General features: G+C 47.7%; 15 protein-coding genes. 8 read left to right on the plus strand and 7 right to left on the minus strand.

Annotated features, from left to right (window positions below; all coding sequences use genetic code 11):
- On the plus strand, nucleotides 1-2,814 hold the full coding sequence (locus tag J0A67_RS14635; RefSeq protein ID WP_206570108.1) for a PKD-like domain-containing protein: 2,814 nt from the start codon (nucleotides 1-3) through the stop codon (nucleotides 2,812-2,814).
- 127 nt (nucleotides 2,815-2,941) lie between these two features.
- On the opposite strand, the gene J0A67_RS14640 is transcribed toward J0A67_RS14635, so the two are convergent.
- Nucleotides 2,942-3,466, minus strand: coding sequence for a GNAT family N-acetyltransferase (locus tag J0A67_RS14640; protein WP_206570109.1), 525 nt, complete (start codon nucleotides 3,464-3,466; stop codon nucleotides 2,942-2,944).
- Between the two features lie 84 nt (nucleotides 3,467-3,550).
- On the minus strand, nucleotides 3,551-4,624 hold the full coding sequence (gene prfA / locus J0A67_RS14645; RefSeq protein WP_206570110.1) for a peptide chain release factor 1: 1,074 nt from the start codon (nucleotides 4,622-4,624) through the stop codon (nucleotides 3,551-3,553).
- A gap of 114 nt (nucleotides 4,625-4,738) precedes the next feature.
- On the opposite strand from prfA, the gene J0A67_RS14650 reads away from it, so the two are divergent.
- On the plus strand, nucleotides 4,739-4,963 hold the full coding sequence (locus tag J0A67_RS14650; RefSeq protein ID WP_206570111.1) for a Kazal-type serine protease inhibitor domain-containing protein: 225 nt from the start codon (nucleotides 4,739-4,741) through the stop codon (nucleotides 4,961-4,963).
- 31 nt (nucleotides 4,964-4,994) lie between these two features.
- Here J0A67_RS14650 and J0A67_RS23180 read toward each other — a convergent pair whose 3' ends face one another.
- Both J0A67_RS23180 and J0A67_RS23105 read right to left on the minus strand, forming a co-directional pair.
- On the minus strand, nucleotides 4,995-5,126 hold the full coding sequence (locus J0A67_RS23180) for a hypothetical protein (protein ID WP_262897501.1): 132 nt from the start codon (nucleotides 5,124-5,126) through the stop codon (nucleotides 4,995-4,997).
- Nucleotides 5,127-5,440: 314 nt separating this feature from the next.
- Nucleotides 5,441-5,662, minus strand: coding sequence for a KilA-N domain-containing protein (locus tag J0A67_RS23105; protein ID WP_241265200.1), 222 nt, complete (start codon nucleotides 5,660-5,662; stop codon nucleotides 5,441-5,443).
- A 353-nt stretch (nucleotides 5,663-6,015) separates the two neighbouring features.
- Between J0A67_RS23105 and J0A67_RS14660 the strand changes: the two genes are divergently transcribed.
- Nucleotides 6,016-6,537 carry a VOC family protein gene (locus tag J0A67_RS14660; RefSeq protein WP_206570112.1) on the plus strand — a complete coding sequence of 174 codons (522 nt, stop codon included), beginning with the start codon at nucleotides 6,016-6,018 and terminating at the stop codon, nucleotides 6,535-6,537.
- Nucleotides 6,538-7,252: 715 nt separating this feature from the next.
- On the opposite strand, the gene glmS is transcribed toward J0A67_RS14660, so the two are convergent.
- From glmS to J0A67_RS14675, 3 genes are all read right to left on the minus strand, one after another.
- Nucleotides 7,253-9,094 carry a glutamine--fructose-6-phosphate transaminase (isomerizing) gene (gene glmS / locus J0A67_RS14665; RefSeq protein ID WP_206570113.1) on the minus strand — a complete coding sequence of 614 codons (1,842 nt, stop codon included), beginning with the start codon at nucleotides 9,092-9,094 and terminating at the stop codon, nucleotides 7,253-7,255.
- A gap of 123 nt (nucleotides 9,095-9,217) precedes the next feature.
- Nucleotides 9,218-10,636, minus strand: coding sequence for a DUF4270 family protein (locus J0A67_RS14670; protein WP_206570114.1), 1,419 nt, complete (start codon nucleotides 10,634-10,636; stop codon nucleotides 9,218-9,220).
- The gene (locus J0A67_RS14675) at nucleotides 10,563-11,375 is read right to left on the minus strand and encodes a glycogen/starch synthase (RefSeq protein ID WP_206570115.1); all 813 of its coding nucleotides are present in this window, start codon (nucleotides 11,373-11,375) and stop codon (nucleotides 10,563-10,565) included. Before J0A67_RS14675 ends, J0A67_RS14670 begins: the two co-directional genes overlap by 74 nt.
- A gap of 125 nt (nucleotides 11,376-11,500) precedes the next feature.
- Between J0A67_RS14675 and panC the strand changes: the two genes are divergently transcribed.
- The 5 genes from panC (at nucleotide 11,501) to J0A67_RS14700 (ending at nucleotide 15,710) form a co-directional block, all read left to right on the plus strand.
- Entirely contained in the window at nucleotides 11,501-12,349 is an 849-nt protein-coding gene (gene panC / locus J0A67_RS14680; protein ID WP_206570116.1) for a pantoate--beta-alanine ligase, read from the plus strand.
- A gap of 48 nt (nucleotides 12,350-12,397) precedes the next feature.
- The gene (gene panD / locus J0A67_RS14685) at nucleotides 12,398-12,745 is read left to right on the plus strand and encodes an aspartate 1-decarboxylase (protein WP_206570117.1); all 348 of its coding nucleotides are present in this window, start codon (nucleotides 12,398-12,400) and stop codon (nucleotides 12,743-12,745) included.
- A complete protein-coding gene (locus J0A67_RS14690; protein ID WP_206570118.1) occupies nucleotides 12,745-13,749 on the plus strand; it encodes a lysylphosphatidylglycerol synthase transmembrane domain-containing protein in 1,005 nt (334 codons plus the stop codon). Before panD ends, J0A67_RS14690 begins: the two co-directional genes overlap by 1 nt.
- Before the next feature lie 33 nt (nucleotides 13,750-13,782).
- Nucleotides 13,783-14,469, plus strand: coding sequence for a zinc metallopeptidase (locus J0A67_RS14695; protein WP_206570119.1), 687 nt, complete (start codon nucleotides 13,783-13,785; stop codon nucleotides 14,467-14,469).
- Between the two features lie 101 nt (nucleotides 14,470-14,570).
- On the plus strand, nucleotides 14,571-15,710 hold the full coding sequence (locus J0A67_RS14700) for an acyl-CoA dehydrogenase (protein WP_206570120.1): 1,140 nt from the start codon (nucleotides 14,571-14,573) through the stop codon (nucleotides 15,708-15,710).
- Nucleotides 15,711-15,808 lie beyond the last annotated feature (98 nt).

The following is a 15,808-nucleotide window of genomic DNA, read 5'->3' on the forward strand; positions in this document are numbered from 1 at the left end:
ATGAAAAAACTCTTACCGATCACCTTCTGGCTTTTGATGCTCACGTCTAGTTCGCTAGCCCAGACGCTGAGCCGAATGCAGAGCTGGGGCTTGGATTTTGAATCCGTCTACTGGCTCAATGCCCAACAGGGCGTCGCCGTCGGGGAAAAGCTGATTGCCCTCAGCATGGACGGAGGCAACACTTGGGAGGAAGTGCTACAAAGGTTTGACCTGAGATTCTATGACGTCGTTCTTCTTAATGCCGAGCGAGGGGTGGCCGTGGGGGAAAACGGTAGAATATTCATCACCTCCGATTCGGGGAAAACCTGGCAAGAAAAAGAATCGGGCACGTCAAACGATTTATTTGGTATTGCCAAGTCCTCTACTTCCGGGCTGACGGCGATAGGGCAAAACGGAGAGATTATTCGATCGACCGACGGAGGAGAAAGCTGGGCGAAAACTCCAAGCGGAACCAATCTAGCGCTGAACGATATCCAGTTCATAGGAGAAAACGCAGGATTTATTGCGGCCGAGGGAGGAAACATTCTAAGCTCACAAGACAGGGGAAACACTTGGACATTATCAAGCCTCCCGGAAAACAATGCCCTTTTTGGTATCGCGTTTTCAAGTGAACTGATAGGCTATGTCGTGGGTGCGGACGGATTTTTCGCGAAGACCATAGATGGAGGCTGCTCCTGGTCAGCGCTGAACTCCGGCACTATAAATACCTTGAGGAAAGTAGCGATTAGTCCCCTGGATACGCGGATTGTAGTTGCCATCGGTGATATGGCGACCATCACCCGAACTGCAAACTCCGGAAGTACCTTTACTAAACCCAGCCTTGGTGCCGCCGTGACAAGGAATCTGAAGGGCATGGGGTTCAAACCATCAAGCAACCTCCTTTCTGTCGTAGGCCAAGACGGCTATTTAAGCAACTCCAGCAATGCTGGGGCAAACTGGGCCCAAAAACTAGCGGGAATCCGAAACCACTTTACGGCAGTGGATTTTCTGAACCAAAATACCGGATACGTTGCTGGAGAAAACGGAGGCCTTTTTGTCACCAGCAACGGTGCAACCACGCTAGTCAACCGATCCCTTCCTGAGCCTATCACTATTCGAAGCATGGGCTTTTGGAGCACATCCTTTGGCTATGTGGGATCAGACAATGGCAAAATCTACCGCACTTCCAACTCGGGGACCAGCTGGGTAGCGGTGCCCACATCTGCGGACAGGACCATTACCAGATTCTACCTTTTTGCGCCATCCGTGGTCTACCTATCCGGTTCCAGAGGATATATTTCCAGATCTTTTGACTCAGGCAGCACCTGGGATCAAACGGTAACCTCCAACACTCTAGAAAATCTTAAAAGCCTCATCTTTTTCGACTTTGGTTACGGGGCTGCTGTAGGGGACAAAGGCCAAATCAGCCGGACATTTGGGGGAAGCGAGTGGGAAACCGTCCCAGCAGCAAGCGGTGAAAATCTGAATGCCCTTGCCAAAATAGACAGCACAAGGGCCATCGCCGTAGGTGATGGAGGGGTAATACTAAAGACCGAAGACAAAGCCAAAAGCTGGAGGAAAATTGAATCAGGCACCACCAAAAAACTTAAGTCCGTAGACTTCTTCGGAACAAATTACGGATTCATCGCTGGAGAAGATGGCCTTGCCTTGGCTACGTCAGACGGAGGGGAGACGTGGACTCCCTTTGCCACAGGGACAGTGAGAAACCTGGAATCTGTGAGCGCTGGCACAGACCAAAAAGCCTATTTCGCCGGAGAAGACGGTACCCTACTCGCCTATACTTGCGTCCCTCCGAGCGGCTCTCTCGGGACAATTGCCGGGGATTCAAAGTCATGTCTGACTACTGCCACTTACTCCATCCTCGAATCCGACCAAACCGGTTCCGATATCAGGTGGAGAGTGGACGGAGGTGAGATCCTCTCTGGACAGGGCACCTCCCAAATAGAGGTAAAATGGACTGGTCTCGGAAGGAACGCGGTCTTGGTCAGCAGGACAAACTTTTGCGGCAGTGGGGAAACCTCCGCCTTGGAGGTCAGCGTAGCTTCCATTCCAACAAGCGATTCAGAGATCTCGGGAGAGGGAGCTGTTTGCAGTGAAGGCAGCTATACCTATTCCCTGCCAAACATTAAAGGAGTAAGCTATACTTGGACGGTCAGCGGGGGTGAAATCAAAAATGGCCAAGGAACCCATGCGGTGGAAATCATTTGGGATCAAGCCGGAGAGCAAAAAATAACGGTAAGCCAAGAAAACTATTGTGGACAAGGTGCAAGCTTGGAGAAAGCGATTTCCGTGACTTCGGCTCCGGCCTCTCCTTTGGGAATAGGTGGAGAAGCACTCACTAGTCCGGGAGAAGAAATTTACGAAATAGAGACCCTTCCTGGCCTAAACTATCGATGGAGCATTTCCGGCAATGGAGGTAGAATAGCCTCCGGTCAGGGAAGCGGTCGAATCTTGGTAATCTGGGAGCAAGAAGGGGATTTCGAACTTTCGGTAGAAGCCCAAAATGCCTGCGGCTATAGCTCCAAGCGTATTCTCCCCGTCAATGTCAACATCATCACCGCACTCGAGCCTGCGGTGGCGGAAAGTCTTAAGATCTACCCTAATCCAAGTCAGGGAACAGCAACGGTTTCCGCCGATAATTTGGATTCCTGGTCGGGCATTTCGGTCGTCAATTCCCTAGGTCAGGCGATAGTTGACCTGCCGATCGCCGACGGCCAAAAGCAAATCTACCTCAGCGGATTGCCAAAAGGCCTCCTTTTGATCCGCTTGCAGGGCAAACAAGGCGCGGTAACAAGAAAATTACTGGTACGGTAGGACTTCAAAGATTTTGGTGGTAAGGAGACCTTTTAGTTTGCAAAGGTTGATAAGGAATAGCTGAAAGTACTCTTCGTACATCGCATCGAGACAGAGAGCGGGTGGCTTGAAACAAAAAAGACGAAGATTATTCCCCGTCTCTTATCATTACATATTGGAATACATCTCCGACTATTCCCCTTTTGATATAGGCCTTTTTCAGGATTGCTTCGGGAATAAATCCCGCTTTCTCGAGGACGCTCATCGACTCCCCGTTAAAGTCATAGACTTGTGCATAGAGCCTCTGGATGTCGAACTTTTCGAATATATACTGGGTGTAAAGTTTCACTGCCTCCGTTGCGATGCCCTTGCCCCAAAATGGCTCGCCTACCCAGAAGCCCAGTTCCATATTGGTACGGAGTTCATCCTTTCCCCGGTCGCAGCCAATCGAACCTGCTAGTTTTCCCTCAAACTCTATCGCGAAGTTTTGGGGAGGGTTAAATTTCTGGTTGTGCTCTATCCAATGCCTGGCGTCATGGATGGTATAGGGCTGGGGGTAGCTGTCCCGCAGGTTCATGGCAATCTTGGGATTGTTGGCGAGGGGATAGAGTTGGTGAAAATGGGCCTCGCTCCAAGTGACCAGATTAATTCCTCTTTCTCCTGCTATGATCATAAAAGTGCGTGGGTTATTTCTCCGCCAGGGCTTTTTGTTTGTTCAATATACCTTCTTAATTCAATCTTGCAAAGCCTGTTCCTCTTAGTCAATGCCTCCTGCCTGCATTTTCTCAAGGTTTTCCGCGAGTCGAAGTGCGGAGATAAATTCCTCGATATTGCCGTTCATCACATCCGGCAAGTTGTAGACGGTTTTGTTGATCCGGTGGTCGGTTACCCGGGATTGCGGATAGTTGTAAGTTCGGATTTTGTCCGAGCGGTCTCCACTTCCAACCATGGACTTACGTTGGGCGCCCACTGCCTCGTTGTGCTTGGCCAGCTCTATTTCATAGAGTCTTGACCTGAGCACCTTCAGCGCTTTTTCAAAGTTTTTGATCTGGGACTTTTCGTCCTGACAGGTAACTACCAATCCCGTAGGATTATGGGTGAGCCGTACCGCAGAGTAGGTCGTATTGACGGACTGTCCACCAGGTCCGGAGGAGCAATAGGTGTCCTTTCGAATGTCGTTCATGTCCAGATGCACCTCAACTTCGTCCATTTCGGGTAAAACCGCCACAGAAGCGGCGGAGGTATGGACACGTCCTTGGGATTCCGTGGCTGGCACCCGCTGCACGCGATGCACCCCGGATTCGTACTTGAGCATGCCATAGACATCCGCACCGGAGACAGTGGCAATGATTTCCTTATATCCGCCGGCAGAGCCGAAAGTCAAATCAAGAACGGTCAGCTTCCAACCCTGCATCTCGCAAAAACGCTCGTACATCCTAAACAGGTCACCGGCAAAAATCGACGCCTCGTCACCACCTGCACCACCCCTAATCTCCAAGATACAGTCTTTGGAGTCATTGGGGTCTTTGGGAATTAGCAATTGCTTCAGATCCTCCTCGAGGATTTCCTTTCTCTCCCGTAGCTCGTCCAACTCCTGCTTGGCCATCTCACGAAACTCAGGATCCTTTTCCTTTTCCAGGATTTCCTTGGAGCTGTCGATATTTTGCAAAACGAGCTTGTACTCGTCGTAGGCAGAGACTATTTTCTCAAGGTCTTTATACTCCTTGGTGAGCTTTGCGTATTTGCCCATGTCGGACATAGAGTCCGGCAATACGATGAGTTGTGCTACTTCTTCGAAGCGATCTTTAAGGGCCTGTAATTTATCCAGCATGGGTTTTTCCTTCGCAGCGCAAAAGTAGGAATTTTATCGGGAGCGCGCGTGCATAGGCTGGGTATTAAACTTTGGGTAAGTAGCGTTTCCATCAAGCAATCCGTTCTTTAGGATATGAAAAAACCGGCATTCTTTCTCCTTTTTGTTCTAGCTTGGTTCTCTTTCGGATGCGGGGAGGAAAATCCACCCGCCGACTGTATCGACCCCGAAGAAGCTTGGACCGGCCCCTGTACCCTGGAGTATGTTCCAGTCTGCGGCTGCAATGGATCCACCTATCCCAACTCCTGTGCCGCAGACCAAGCCGGCCTCAAATCATGGACTTTGGGCGCTTGCAAGTAAAAAGGCTGCCATTTCCTGACAGCCTTTTGGTCTATTCTACTATTATGATCTTTTCCTCCAGCCTGGATTCGTCCACGGTCAGTTGGCAGATGCTGAGCAAGATGGTGCCTGCTGTCACCGCATAGCCCGCATAGGCCAGGAGGATTTCATTTATTGTGTTCATGGGAGTTAAGAGTGGACTCCGTGTAAAATGTAACTTCCTGCACAAAAGTAAAGGTGTCATACAAGTATATAGGGGGTATCTAGGGAGTATCCTGCGCGTATCTAGGGAGTATCGTGCGGCATAGTACGGCGGATATTGGGTTGTAAGCTTCGCATTTTGGGGAGGGAAGCATAACCTGAAATATGCTTTAGCAATTCTATCGCGGACAGTAATTGCTTCAATATCTGTCTTGTAGTTGATTTTGCCCAATTCACGTTTGGCAGACCAGCCGAGTAATTCTTGCTCCTCCTCCTTGAGCCGTTGGAATTCGGTAATCAGGTACATCTTAAAAGGAATGCTGATCCGGAACCGAATTCAAAAGCAATGTCTTTATGGGCGTAGGTTCCCCCATATTTTCCCTTTCTGACGGTAATTCCAATGGCATTGGCACGACTCTCACTTTTCTTGGCATTTGCCATATCTGTAAGTGATGTATTATCCTTTTCTTCAATGGATAAGATCGTTATTTCAGCATTTTCCACTTTTATTTTAGCCATCTAACCCTGCAATATTAAATGATTAACAATCCAATATGTGAAGCCGGTTGATCAAGAAATAAAAAGATTAGGACTATTAAAATGCCGTGTAGTGGGTGTTTTTTAAACTACCTCACCCCTCACAATACCACCCTGCAAGCTGGCCCCTCGCTAGTCCTCCCTACAGCCCGACTCTTCGCTAGATTGATCTGCCGCGGCCGGTTAATCCTCCATGCTCAGCCCTCCAAAGGGATCATTTCTTAGCGCTCGGTTGCTTCGCACCAGCCCAAGGATTTCCTCCAGGTTCCCGTCCAGTTCATCAAGATGTATTTTTTCTTAATTTGGGCAGCTTTACAATTTCTCATCTATAATTCATGAAAAGCTCCCTGTTAAAAATCATTAGTATTGCCGCTATACTGCTGGTGAATATTCCTGCATTCTCCCAAACAAATTTCAGCAGTAATTTAATTGGTTTGGGCGTGGTGGTATCTGATCTGGAACGATCCTTAGACTTCTATGTCGATGGGATTGGTATGGCCAAGGCGTATAGCTTCACCATCAATGAAGATTTCTCCATACGTTCGGGTCTTTCAAACGGTGTTGCCGTCGAAGTAACCGTTCTAAAATTGGAGAACAGCCCAAACGCAAATGAGTGGAAGCTGATGAGTTTTGGCAATAAACAAACGGAGTCTAAACCGGGCTATATCCAGGATGGAACTGGCGTTCAGTATATCACCATTAATGTAAAGGCGTTGAATCCCGTGATTAAAAGGTTAAAAGAAAAGAATGTCAAATTTTTGGGAAGTACGCCTACACCATTAAATCAGAATTTACATTTCGTCTTGGTGCAAGATCCTGACGGGATCTTCATTGAACTGATAGGGCCTTTGGAATAGTCGACTTTTTGGCATGATCATTCATGCCTTACCCACATCTTCATAATTACAAAGACTTTGATAGCTCACCCTTCCCTCTCCTAGCTCATCCCTTCCTTCTTCCCGATATCGCTATGCTTAAGGGGAGAGGCTATCGGCCACATCATACGCAGAGGCAAATGATTGTTATGTTCTCAACTTTACTTAACAGGACCATTTGTACTTTTAGAGAATCTACCCTAATATCATGGAACTTGCCTAAGCCGTAGTTTTGTTTTTGCTTCTATGGAAGTAATGACCCTTTCGATTGCTTTTGCCACCACTTCAGGATTATCATAGTGAATGAAGTGGCCACTTTTTTCGTCTAGAATGAATATTGAGTTAGTCGATAAGGTGTATCGGCATTGAGAGGCTGCAGGCTAAAGTCATCCAGAATTAGCAGGTGTTTTTTTTCAATCTCATCACAGACTGATTTTTTTTTCCCGTATCCAAGACCCTGGAATAGACTTCCCTTCAATCCACAATCCCTCGGACTTTCCTGATGGAAAATCGATCCGCCAACTGCATTGACCCCGAATAAGCTTGGAACGGCCCCTGTACCCTGGAGTTTGCTCCAGTCTTCGGCTGCAATGGATTCACCTATCCCAACTTCTGAGCCGCAGACCAAGCCGGCCTCAAATCATGGACTTTGGGCGCTTGCAAGTAAAAAGGCTGCCATTCCTGACAGCCTTTTGGTCTATTCTACAGTTACGGATTTCGCTAGATTCCTGGGCTGGTCGACATTGCACCCTCGCATCACAGCGATGTGATAGGAAAGCAGCTGCAGGGGAACGACCGCAACCAAAGGCACAAAGGCCTCGTGCAATTCTGGTATTTCTATCACGTGGTCAGCCATGGCTTTTACCTGGGTATCCCCTTCGGTGACCACAGCGATTACTTTTCCCTTTCTGGCTTTTACTTCCTGGATGTTGCTCACCACTTTTTCATAGGAACTGTCCTGAGTGGCGATGAAAATCACCGGCATCTCCTCGTCGATCAACGCGATCGGACCGTGCTTCATTTCAGCGGCGGGATATCCTTCCGCGTGGATGTAGGAGATCTCTTTCAACTTAAGTGCTCCCTCAAGAGCAACCGGGAAATTATAGCCTCGTCCCAGATAGAGTGCATTTCTGACTTCCTTGTACTCGGAGGCGATGTATTTGATGAGCTCATTGGTCTGAAGAGCCTTTTCTACCTTGGCAGGCACTGCGGCCAATTCATGTAAAAGTTGTATATACTTGCTTTCAGGCAAAGTGCCTCTTTGGTATCCCAGCTTCAAAGCCATCATGGCCAAAACCGAGATCTGTGCAGTAAAAGCCTTGGTGGATGCCACCCCAATCTCCGGTCCTGCATGGGTATAAGAGCCCGCATGGGTTGCTCTGGGAATCGAAGAACCAACCACATTGCACACGCCGAAGATTGTCGCCCCTTTTGATTTGGCCAGCTCGATAGCAGCAAGGGTATCTGCGGTTTCACCAGACTGGGAAATGGCGATGACAAAGTCCTTTTCGCTGATCACCGGATTTCGGTATCTAAATTCAGAAGCATATTCCACTTCTACGGGTACTCTGGCAAATTCCTCAAAGAGGTATTCTGCCACCAAGCCGGCGTGCCAAGATGTCCCACAGGCCGTGATGATGATCCGTTCGGCATTTTGAAATTTGTTCATGTAATCCCGCAGACCGCCCAAAACCAATCGTCCTGACTTGGCATCGAGTCGTCCCCTAAGACAATCGGAAATTGACTTAGGCTGCTCATAGATCTCCTTGAGCATAAAATGTTCGTATCCCCCTTTTTCAATCGCCTCCAACTCCATTTCCAGTTGGTTGATATAGGGGTTGGTCTCGATGTTTTCGATCGTTTTGAGCTGTAGTTTTCCGTCGCGGATCACGGCGATTTCGTAATCGTCGAGGTAGACCACCTTATTGGTGTATTCGATGATAGGGGTAGCATCGGAAGCTAGGAAATATTCATCCTCCCCCACGCCTATGACCAATGGAGATCCTTTTCTTGCTGCAATGAGCGTGTCCGGTTCCTCCTTGTTAATCAGCACGATCGCGTAGGCTCCAACTACCTTGTGCAATGCGAGGCGAAGCGCCTCGTCAAGGGTGCACTGGTTATTCAGATAAATATCCTCAATGAACTTCACAAAAACCTCCGTGTCGGTATCACTTTGGAATTGATAGCCCTTCTGAAGCAAATCCTTTTTCAGCACCTCGTAGTTTTCGATAATCCCATTGTGGATCATCGCAAATTTTTCTGAGGAGGAGTAGTGCGGGTGCGCATTTACATCGTTGGGTTCTCCATGGGTAGCCCATCGGGTATGTCCAATTCCGATCTTGGATTCTATCGCCCCGTTTGAGTCGAGATATTTCTCTAGCTCGGAGACTTTTCCTTTCTTCTTATAGATGCTGAGCCCGTCTTTATCTAGAAGGGCCACACCAGCTGAATCATAACCCCGGTATTCCAATCTCCGGAGTCCTTTGAGGATGATGGGCAAAGCTTCCTGCTGTCCCACATACGCCACAATTCCACACATTTTTGAAAAATAATTAAAGTTGGTTTGTACTTCCGCAAAGAAACAGGATTCATGCCAAAAAAAATAATCCACTTTCCTAAAAACGGAAAGTGGATCAGGTATACTTATCGGAAATCGATTGAACTATCTGGATTTGGAGTAAATTACTTTTATCATGATTTTATCCTTGTTCACTTTAAACTGACGGAGGGATCTTTGAAAATCAATCCCTGTGCTTGACAGCCCAGGTTTAGGGGGAATTGAGCCGTCAAGAAGCCAGTTTTGGCGAATGAGGTCTCCGCGATAGATTGCATTGATATGGGAGGTCAGACCGGTCTGATACAATTTATCCTCCGAGTCATAGGCCAAGATAGCCGCAGTCGTAAAGGCGTTGTTTGGCACTCGCTCTCCCTCTGCGTTTTGCAAGACTTGGGGTTGAGCATCTTCCTGCACATAAAGTTGCGCATTGTTGATTGTACTTCGGATTGGCTCATTATTCTGATCCACGAACTTCATGACCATTCCTGTAATCGGAACGTTTTCCTCATCCTGATCTTCTATTGCGCCAATGGTAAATTGAACCTGATTGAATGTAACTCCAGACAATGTGTCCAAAAATGCATCCAATGGACTAGTGTCTATCCTCATGGCCATTGCAACTGTGGACTTCATCCCCACTATATGGGCCATATCATAGGACAGGCCATATTCCGTCACGACTTCTGTAGGCGTGCCGCTGCGGTCTGATTCTATTCCGTTGAAGCTTCTGGAGGAGAACGTATTGATATCGTATTTTAAGGGTACGGTGTCTCCTACCGCATGGTAATACACTGCGATACCGGTGTTCGCACCCAAGGCAACGCCAATAGTTGAATTGTCTCCTTCCTTGGCTTTGACCGCTATTCCGGGAAAATATTTTCTGAAATTGATCAGATTGTCAAACTCACTCCCGGACTTCAGCTTTTCGAAAAGCTCTTGCTGAAATGCCTCGTCTACCGAAAGCTGCATGACAGTGTCCTTGACCTCATCGAATGTGATGTCGATGGTGGCAAGCGGCTCTGTCATGTAAGCAAGCTTGTCAAAATTGTAATAAAGCGTATCCAGAATAGGCTCGGAGAGCATGTGAACCGAATATCTTTTCGCCTGGTCCAAATCGGAACCATTTACACTGACCACCTCCATATTGAAAAAGACGGAGTCGAGGATCGCATCTGCTTTTGGCCTCGCATCGGTCGCATCAATGTACATTCTCGAGTAGCCCGTAGCGTCCGTCTTGCCAAAGTAGTCATCGGACTCATTGCCCACCACCAAAACTCCAGAATTGGTCGTGTTAAACGAATCCAACAGCACCAATTGAGCATCTAAGGCAAACTCCTCGTAGAATACGCCGATCTGGTTGTTTCCCGGAGCCAACTCAAGGCCGACTGTTGCCGGGTCACTGCATGAACTGTTGAATAAGAAAGAAGCGATGGCCAATCCGGCCAATAATTTAGCCCGCAAGGCTGTTGTATATCCCAAAAAGCTCGTCGTGAGCCTGCTGTTCTTCTTGAATACTGATTTCAAACTTTTTGTCTTTTGAGAAATCCTCGATGAGTTGGTTTAATTCCGGGGAGACCGCTGAGCCTTTTACCACGAGGTCGGCGTATTCCATACCCATCTTGATAAAACCGGTGAAGTCTTTGGTCTTCAAAGGTGCTAAAATAGTGTCATCGATATCCACCATCTTAACCTTGTTTAACAAATCGTCGCCAAAGGTATGCGAAAATCCATTGTTGTAGATCGCAAACACGGTTTTCGTGTCCTTAAAAAGTGGCTCGTTCTTGTAGGTCGTCTTTAGGTACATCGGAATCAGCGAAGTCATCCAGTCATTGCAATGCACGATATCCGGAGCCCATCCTAGTTTCTTCACGGTCTCTATCACACCTTTGCAAAAGAAAATTGCCCGCTCGTCATTGTCTTCGTAAAACTTCTGCTGTTTGTCATGGAAGACATGCTTTCGCTGGAAATAATCTTCGTTGTCAATAAAGTAGACCTGGAGCTTGGCATTTGGGATCGACGCCACTTTGATGATCAGGGGCTTCTCCTCGTCTCCCACTGCAATATTGATCCCGGAAAGACGGACTACCTCATGGAGTCTGTTTTTTCGCTCATTGATCAGCCCAAATCTTGGCACCAAGATACGGATCTCCATTCCTCGCTCTTGCATAGCTTGGGGCAGGGATCGTAAGAAATTGGCTACTTCGGAAGTTTGTAAGAAAGGGTTGATTTCACTGGCAACGTAGAGGATACGCAGTTTGGACATGCTAAAGGGATTTTAATGAACGTGATAAACAACGGGCACAAAGTTAAATAAAAAAAGCCAAAAAGCATTGTAATTCTGGATATTAATCTACTTTTGCCCCAATTTAGCCGAAATACTACCCTGGCGTGAAGCTAATCCGTACCGGAGCCGAATGGAACCCCCTCTGGCTCAATCACCTTCAGAAAAACCATCAGATCGGACTCGTACCCACCATGGGCGCCCTGCATGAGGGGCATCTGCAATTGGTCAGAAAATCCAAGCAAAGGTCAGATCTCACAGTGGTGTCCATTTTTGTTAATCCGACACAGTTCAACAATTCAGAAGATTTTGCCAAGTATCCTGTCACCCTTGAGGATGACTTGGAAAAACTCTCTTCAGAGGGCGTTGACTACGTTTTCGCACCGGAAGTGCGGGAGATCTATCCCACCCCGACCAAGCTTCGTTTCGACTTTGGGGATCTGGAAAGGGTGCTGGAGGGGAAGTTTCGACCGGGGCATTTCAATGGAGTGGGAGTAGTAGTGTCCAAACTATTCCATATCATCAAACCCCATAGAGCCTTTTTTGGGCAAAAAGATCTGCAGCAGGTTGGAATCATCCGGCGCTTGGTGTCCGACCTTTCATTTGATTTGGAGTTGGAAATTGTCCCGACCCACCGGGAACCAAATGGACTGGCAATGTCTTCTAGGAATGTGCGTCTCAATCCGGTCGAGAGAGAAAAGGCATTGATGCTCTTCAAAAGCCTGGAAAGTGCCAAGTCAGGCTTATTCCAAGGCAAACCTTGGACTGAAATCCAAAAGCAGGTAGTAGCGGATTTCGAAGTCGAGCCTTTGGCTAAGCTGGAATACTTCGATCTTGTAAACCCGGAGACATTTGAAGCCCACTCCGAATTTTCAAAAAACCGAAAATCCTCAATCTGCATCGCTGCGTATATCGGAGATGTCAGGTTGATCGACAACATGCCGCTTGTTTCTTAGCACTTGCTGCAAGCGTCGTTTTGTTATTGAACAAACCAACATTTTGCCATGCAAATCCAACTATTAAAGTCAAAAATCCACAGAGTAAGAGTAACCCAAGCCGAACTGCATTACGTGGGTTCGATTACTATCGATGAAGATTTAATGGACGCTGCCAATCTGATCGAAAATGAAAAAGTGCAGATTGTCAATATCAACAACGGGGAGCGACTTGAAACCTATGTGATCAAGGGTGAGCGAGGTAGCGGCGAAATCTGCCTCAACGGTCCCGCGTCCAGAAAAGTCGCCGTAGGCGATATAATCATCATCATAGCTTATGTGGGGATGGATTTTGAAGAAGCAAAAAAATTCAAACCCGTTTTGGTTTTCCCAGACGAAAGGAATAGAATAAGCTGATGCCTCGAACAAAAATCAAACAAGGAATCCAAATAGCACTGTCGCTGGCACTTGCTATTTGGATTTTTTGGCTTCTGTACAGAGACATCGAGTTTACAAACTTGGTAGCTCAAGTAAGGTCTTCCAAATGGATTTGGATTCTTTTGTCGCTCGTCGTTTCCCTTTTTGGGTATTGGCTCCGGGGCTGGAGATGGGCGCTACTGATGAACTTTGACGAGGGGAAAGAGGTAAGCGCCAGCCGGAGTTATCACGCAGTGATGGTGGGCTACGTGGTAAATCTTCTCATCCCAAGGGCAGGAGAGGTTGCGCGTTGCGGAGTCTTGTCCCGAACGAACGGAATCTCGATTGGGCGTCTGCTCGGTACCGTGATTGTGGAGCGAAGCATTGACCTTCTTTTTTTGATTGGAATCATCCTGCTAGCCTTTTTGGTCGAAAACCAACTCTTTATATCTCTTGCCGGCGAAATGGTCGACCTGAACAGTCTCGGGGCAAAGCTGTTGAACAATCTCCCTATTTTCTTGGCTGGAGTCGCAGTATTCGTGTTGCTCGTATATTATCTCGGCAGAAAATTCAGAAACAGCGGGCTCATTCAAAAGGCGCAAAGTTTTGGGAGGCAAGTGGTATTTGGGATAAAGAGTATTTCTGACTTGAAAAACCCATGGGGGTTTTGGGGAAGCTCCATCTTGATCTGGGTGATCTACTTTTTCACCATGTATACCGTATCGCTCGCAATCCAAAGTACTGCCAACTTGACACCAGGAGAGGTCCTTTTGGTGATGGTAATGGGAACTATTGGCATGGTCGCCCCGGTGCAAGGGGGTATAGGTACATTTCACGCACTGGTGGCTTATATTTTGATACAATTTGGCGTGTCGGAATCCGACGGGAAAATCTTCGCCGCGATCATCCATGGTACTCAGGTAATCCTAGTGCTCATCGCCGGTTTTATTAGCTGGCTGATCATGGTGAGAATACCCGCTTGGATTAAACCCGACAAGGTCTAACTTCGTATCCACACCCAGCTAAACAATAAAAAAATGATTATCGTAATCGTTGTCGTATTTGCAATTCTTGGATTTGTCGTCAGCAGCAAGCTGAAAAGCAAATTCAAAAAATACTCCCAGACGGCACTTCAAGCCAACCTCTCCGGAGCCGAAATCGCCAAATTGATGCTTGCCGACCATAACATCCACGATGTCCAGGTAGTTTGCGTCGAAGGTCAACTGACCGACCACTATAATCCGATGAACAAAACCGTCAACCTGTCTCCAGATGTATATTATGGACGAAATGCTGCCGCTACCGCAGTGGCTGCCCACGAGTGCGGGCACGCCGTCCAGCATGCGACGTCCTATGCTTGGCTTAAGATGCGCTCAGCACTAGTACCGGTTCAAAACGTCTCCGGAAAGATTCTGAACGTAGTCTTGATCGCCTCTCTTTTCGGCGGCTTTGCTCTGGGGCTACCGGTACCGTTTATCGGATACATTGTGGTAGGCGCCTATTCTGTGATGACTTTGTTCACCTTAGTCACTTTGCCAGTGGAATTCGACGCGTCCAACAGAGCCCTAGCTTGGGTACAGACGCGCAACATAGTCACCAAGCCAGAGTATGAAATGTCCAAAGACGCATTGCATTGGGCGGCCATGACTTACGTAGTCGCTGCGTTGGCCTCTTTGGCGACCCTCGCCTACTACATCATGGTCTTCTTTGGCAACCGCGATTGATAGGGGCAAAAATAAAAACCGAAAAGGGGCAAGCAGTTGTCCCTTTTCTTTTTTTTGGGGTATATTTTCGGGAAGAAGTCAAACCCAAAATATAATTCCCCATGTATTTTCAATTATCGGAGGAGCAGCTTGCCGTGAGGGACGCTGCTAGAGAATTTGCCAAATTAGAGTTACTCCCTGGAGTAGTTGAGCGTGACACCAACGCGGTTTTTCCCAAAGAGCAAGTCAAAAAAATGGGCGAGCTGGGCTTCCTAGGCATGATGGTAGATCCCAAATACAGCGGGGGAGGTATGGATACGATTTCATATGTCTTGGCAATGGAAGAGTTGTCCAAGATCGACGCTTCCGCCTCTGTGGCAATGTCGGTAAACAATTCGCTTGTCTGCTGGGGCCTGGAAAAGTATGGTACGGAAGAACAAAAGCAAAAGTACCTCACCCGACTTGCGAGCGGCGAGGTTTTGGGAGCTTTTTGCCTCTCTGAACCCGAAGCAGGCTCGGATGCCACATCCCAAAGAACCGTCGCTGAAAAGAAAGAAGACCACTACCTGCTCAACGGCGTAAAAAACTGGATCACTAACGGTTCTTCCGCTTCAATATATCTCGTATTTGCCCAGACTGATTCCCAAAAAGCACACAAAGGCATTTCCGTTTTTATTGTCGAAAAAGGATGGGAAGGTTTTGTGGTTGGAAAGAAGGAGGACAAATTGGGTATCAGGGGCTCCGATACGCATTCTCTGATTTTCACGGATGTGAAAGTTCCCTTTGAAAACAGAATTGGAGAGGAAGGATTTGGATTTTCCTATGCCATGGAAACCTTAAACGGGGGAAGGATAGGCATCGCGGCGCAGGCTCTCGGAATTGCGGCGGGAGCCTATGAATTGGCCCTTGCCTATTCCAAAGAGAGGAAAACCTTCGGCAAGCCCATCAGCCAGCATCAGTCTATCCAATTCAAACTTGCCGATATGGCCACTCAGATAGAAGCCGCTAGGCTTTTGGTGCATAAAGCCGCATGGCTCAAAGACGAGGGCAAAGACTATACACAAGCCTCTGCCATGGCAAAAGTTTTCGCCTCAGAGACCGCAATGAACGTCACCATAGAAGCAGTCCAAATTCACGGTGGTTACGGGTACGTGAAGGAATACCACGTGGAAAGATTGATGCGCGACGCCAAAATCACCCAGATCTACGAGGGCACTTCGGAAATCCAGCGAATCGTCATCTCTAGGGGGATTCTCAGATAATCTGGTTTATCTTATCACCTAGTTCATGGACACGCCACCAGGGTATTTAGCCGATTGTTAGTGGAGAATTTTGACATGTTATCACAATTAAAGCTTTA

This window comes from Algoriphagus aestuariicola (assembly GCF_017254835.1).
Taxonomy (GTDB): Bacteria; Bacteroidota; Bacteroidia; order Cytophagales; family Cyclobacteriaceae; genus Algoriphagus; species Algoriphagus aestuariicola.

Coding starts and splice junctions, on each gene's coding strand:
- glmS (WP_206570113.1), bottom strand. CDS start 9,094: ATGTGTGGAATTGTGGCGTATGTGGGACAGCAGGAAGCTTTGCCCATC.
- J0A67_RS14700 (WP_206570120.1), top strand. CDS start 14,571: ATGTATTTTCAATTATCGGAGGAGCAGCTTGCCGTGAGGGACGCTGCT.
- J0A67_RS14660 (WP_206570112.1), top strand. CDS start 6,016: ATGAAAAGCTCCCTGTTAAAAATCATTAGTATTGCCGCTATACTGCTG.
- J0A67_RS14635 (WP_206570108.1), top strand. CDS start 1: ATGAAAAAACTCTTACCGATCACCTTCTGGCTTTTGATGCTCACGTCT.
- J0A67_RS23105 (WP_241265200.1), bottom strand. CDS start 5,662: ATGGCTAAAATAAAAGTGGAAAATGCTGAAATAACGATCTTATCCATT.
- prfA (WP_206570110.1), bottom strand. CDS start 4,624: ATGCTGGATAAATTACAGGCCCTTAAAGATCGCTTCGAAGAAGTAGCA.
- J0A67_RS14695 (WP_206570119.1), top strand. CDS start 13,783: ATGATTATCGTAATCGTTGTCGTATTTGCAATTCTTGGATTTGTCGTC.
- panD (WP_206570117.1), top strand. CDS start 12,398: ATGCAAATCCAACTATTAAAGTCAAAAATCCACAGAGTAAGAGTAACC.
- J0A67_RS23180 (WP_262897501.1), bottom strand. CDS start 5,126: ATGAACACAATAAATGAAATCCTCCTGGCCTATGCGGGCTATGCGGTG.
- J0A67_RS14690 (WP_206570118.1), top strand. CDS start 12,745: ATGCCTCGAACAAAAATCAAACAAGGAATCCAAATAGCACTGTCGCTG.
- J0A67_RS14675 (WP_206570115.1), bottom strand. CDS start 11,375: ATGTCCAAACTGCGTATCCTCTACGTTGCCAGTGAAATCAACCCTTTC.
- J0A67_RS14640 (WP_206570109.1), bottom strand. CDS start 3,466: ATGATCATAGCAGGAGAAAGAGGAATTAATCTGGTCACTTGGAGCGAG.
- J0A67_RS14650 (WP_206570111.1), top strand. CDS start 4,739: ATGAAAAAACCGGCATTCTTTCTCCTTTTTGTTCTAGCTTGGTTCTCT.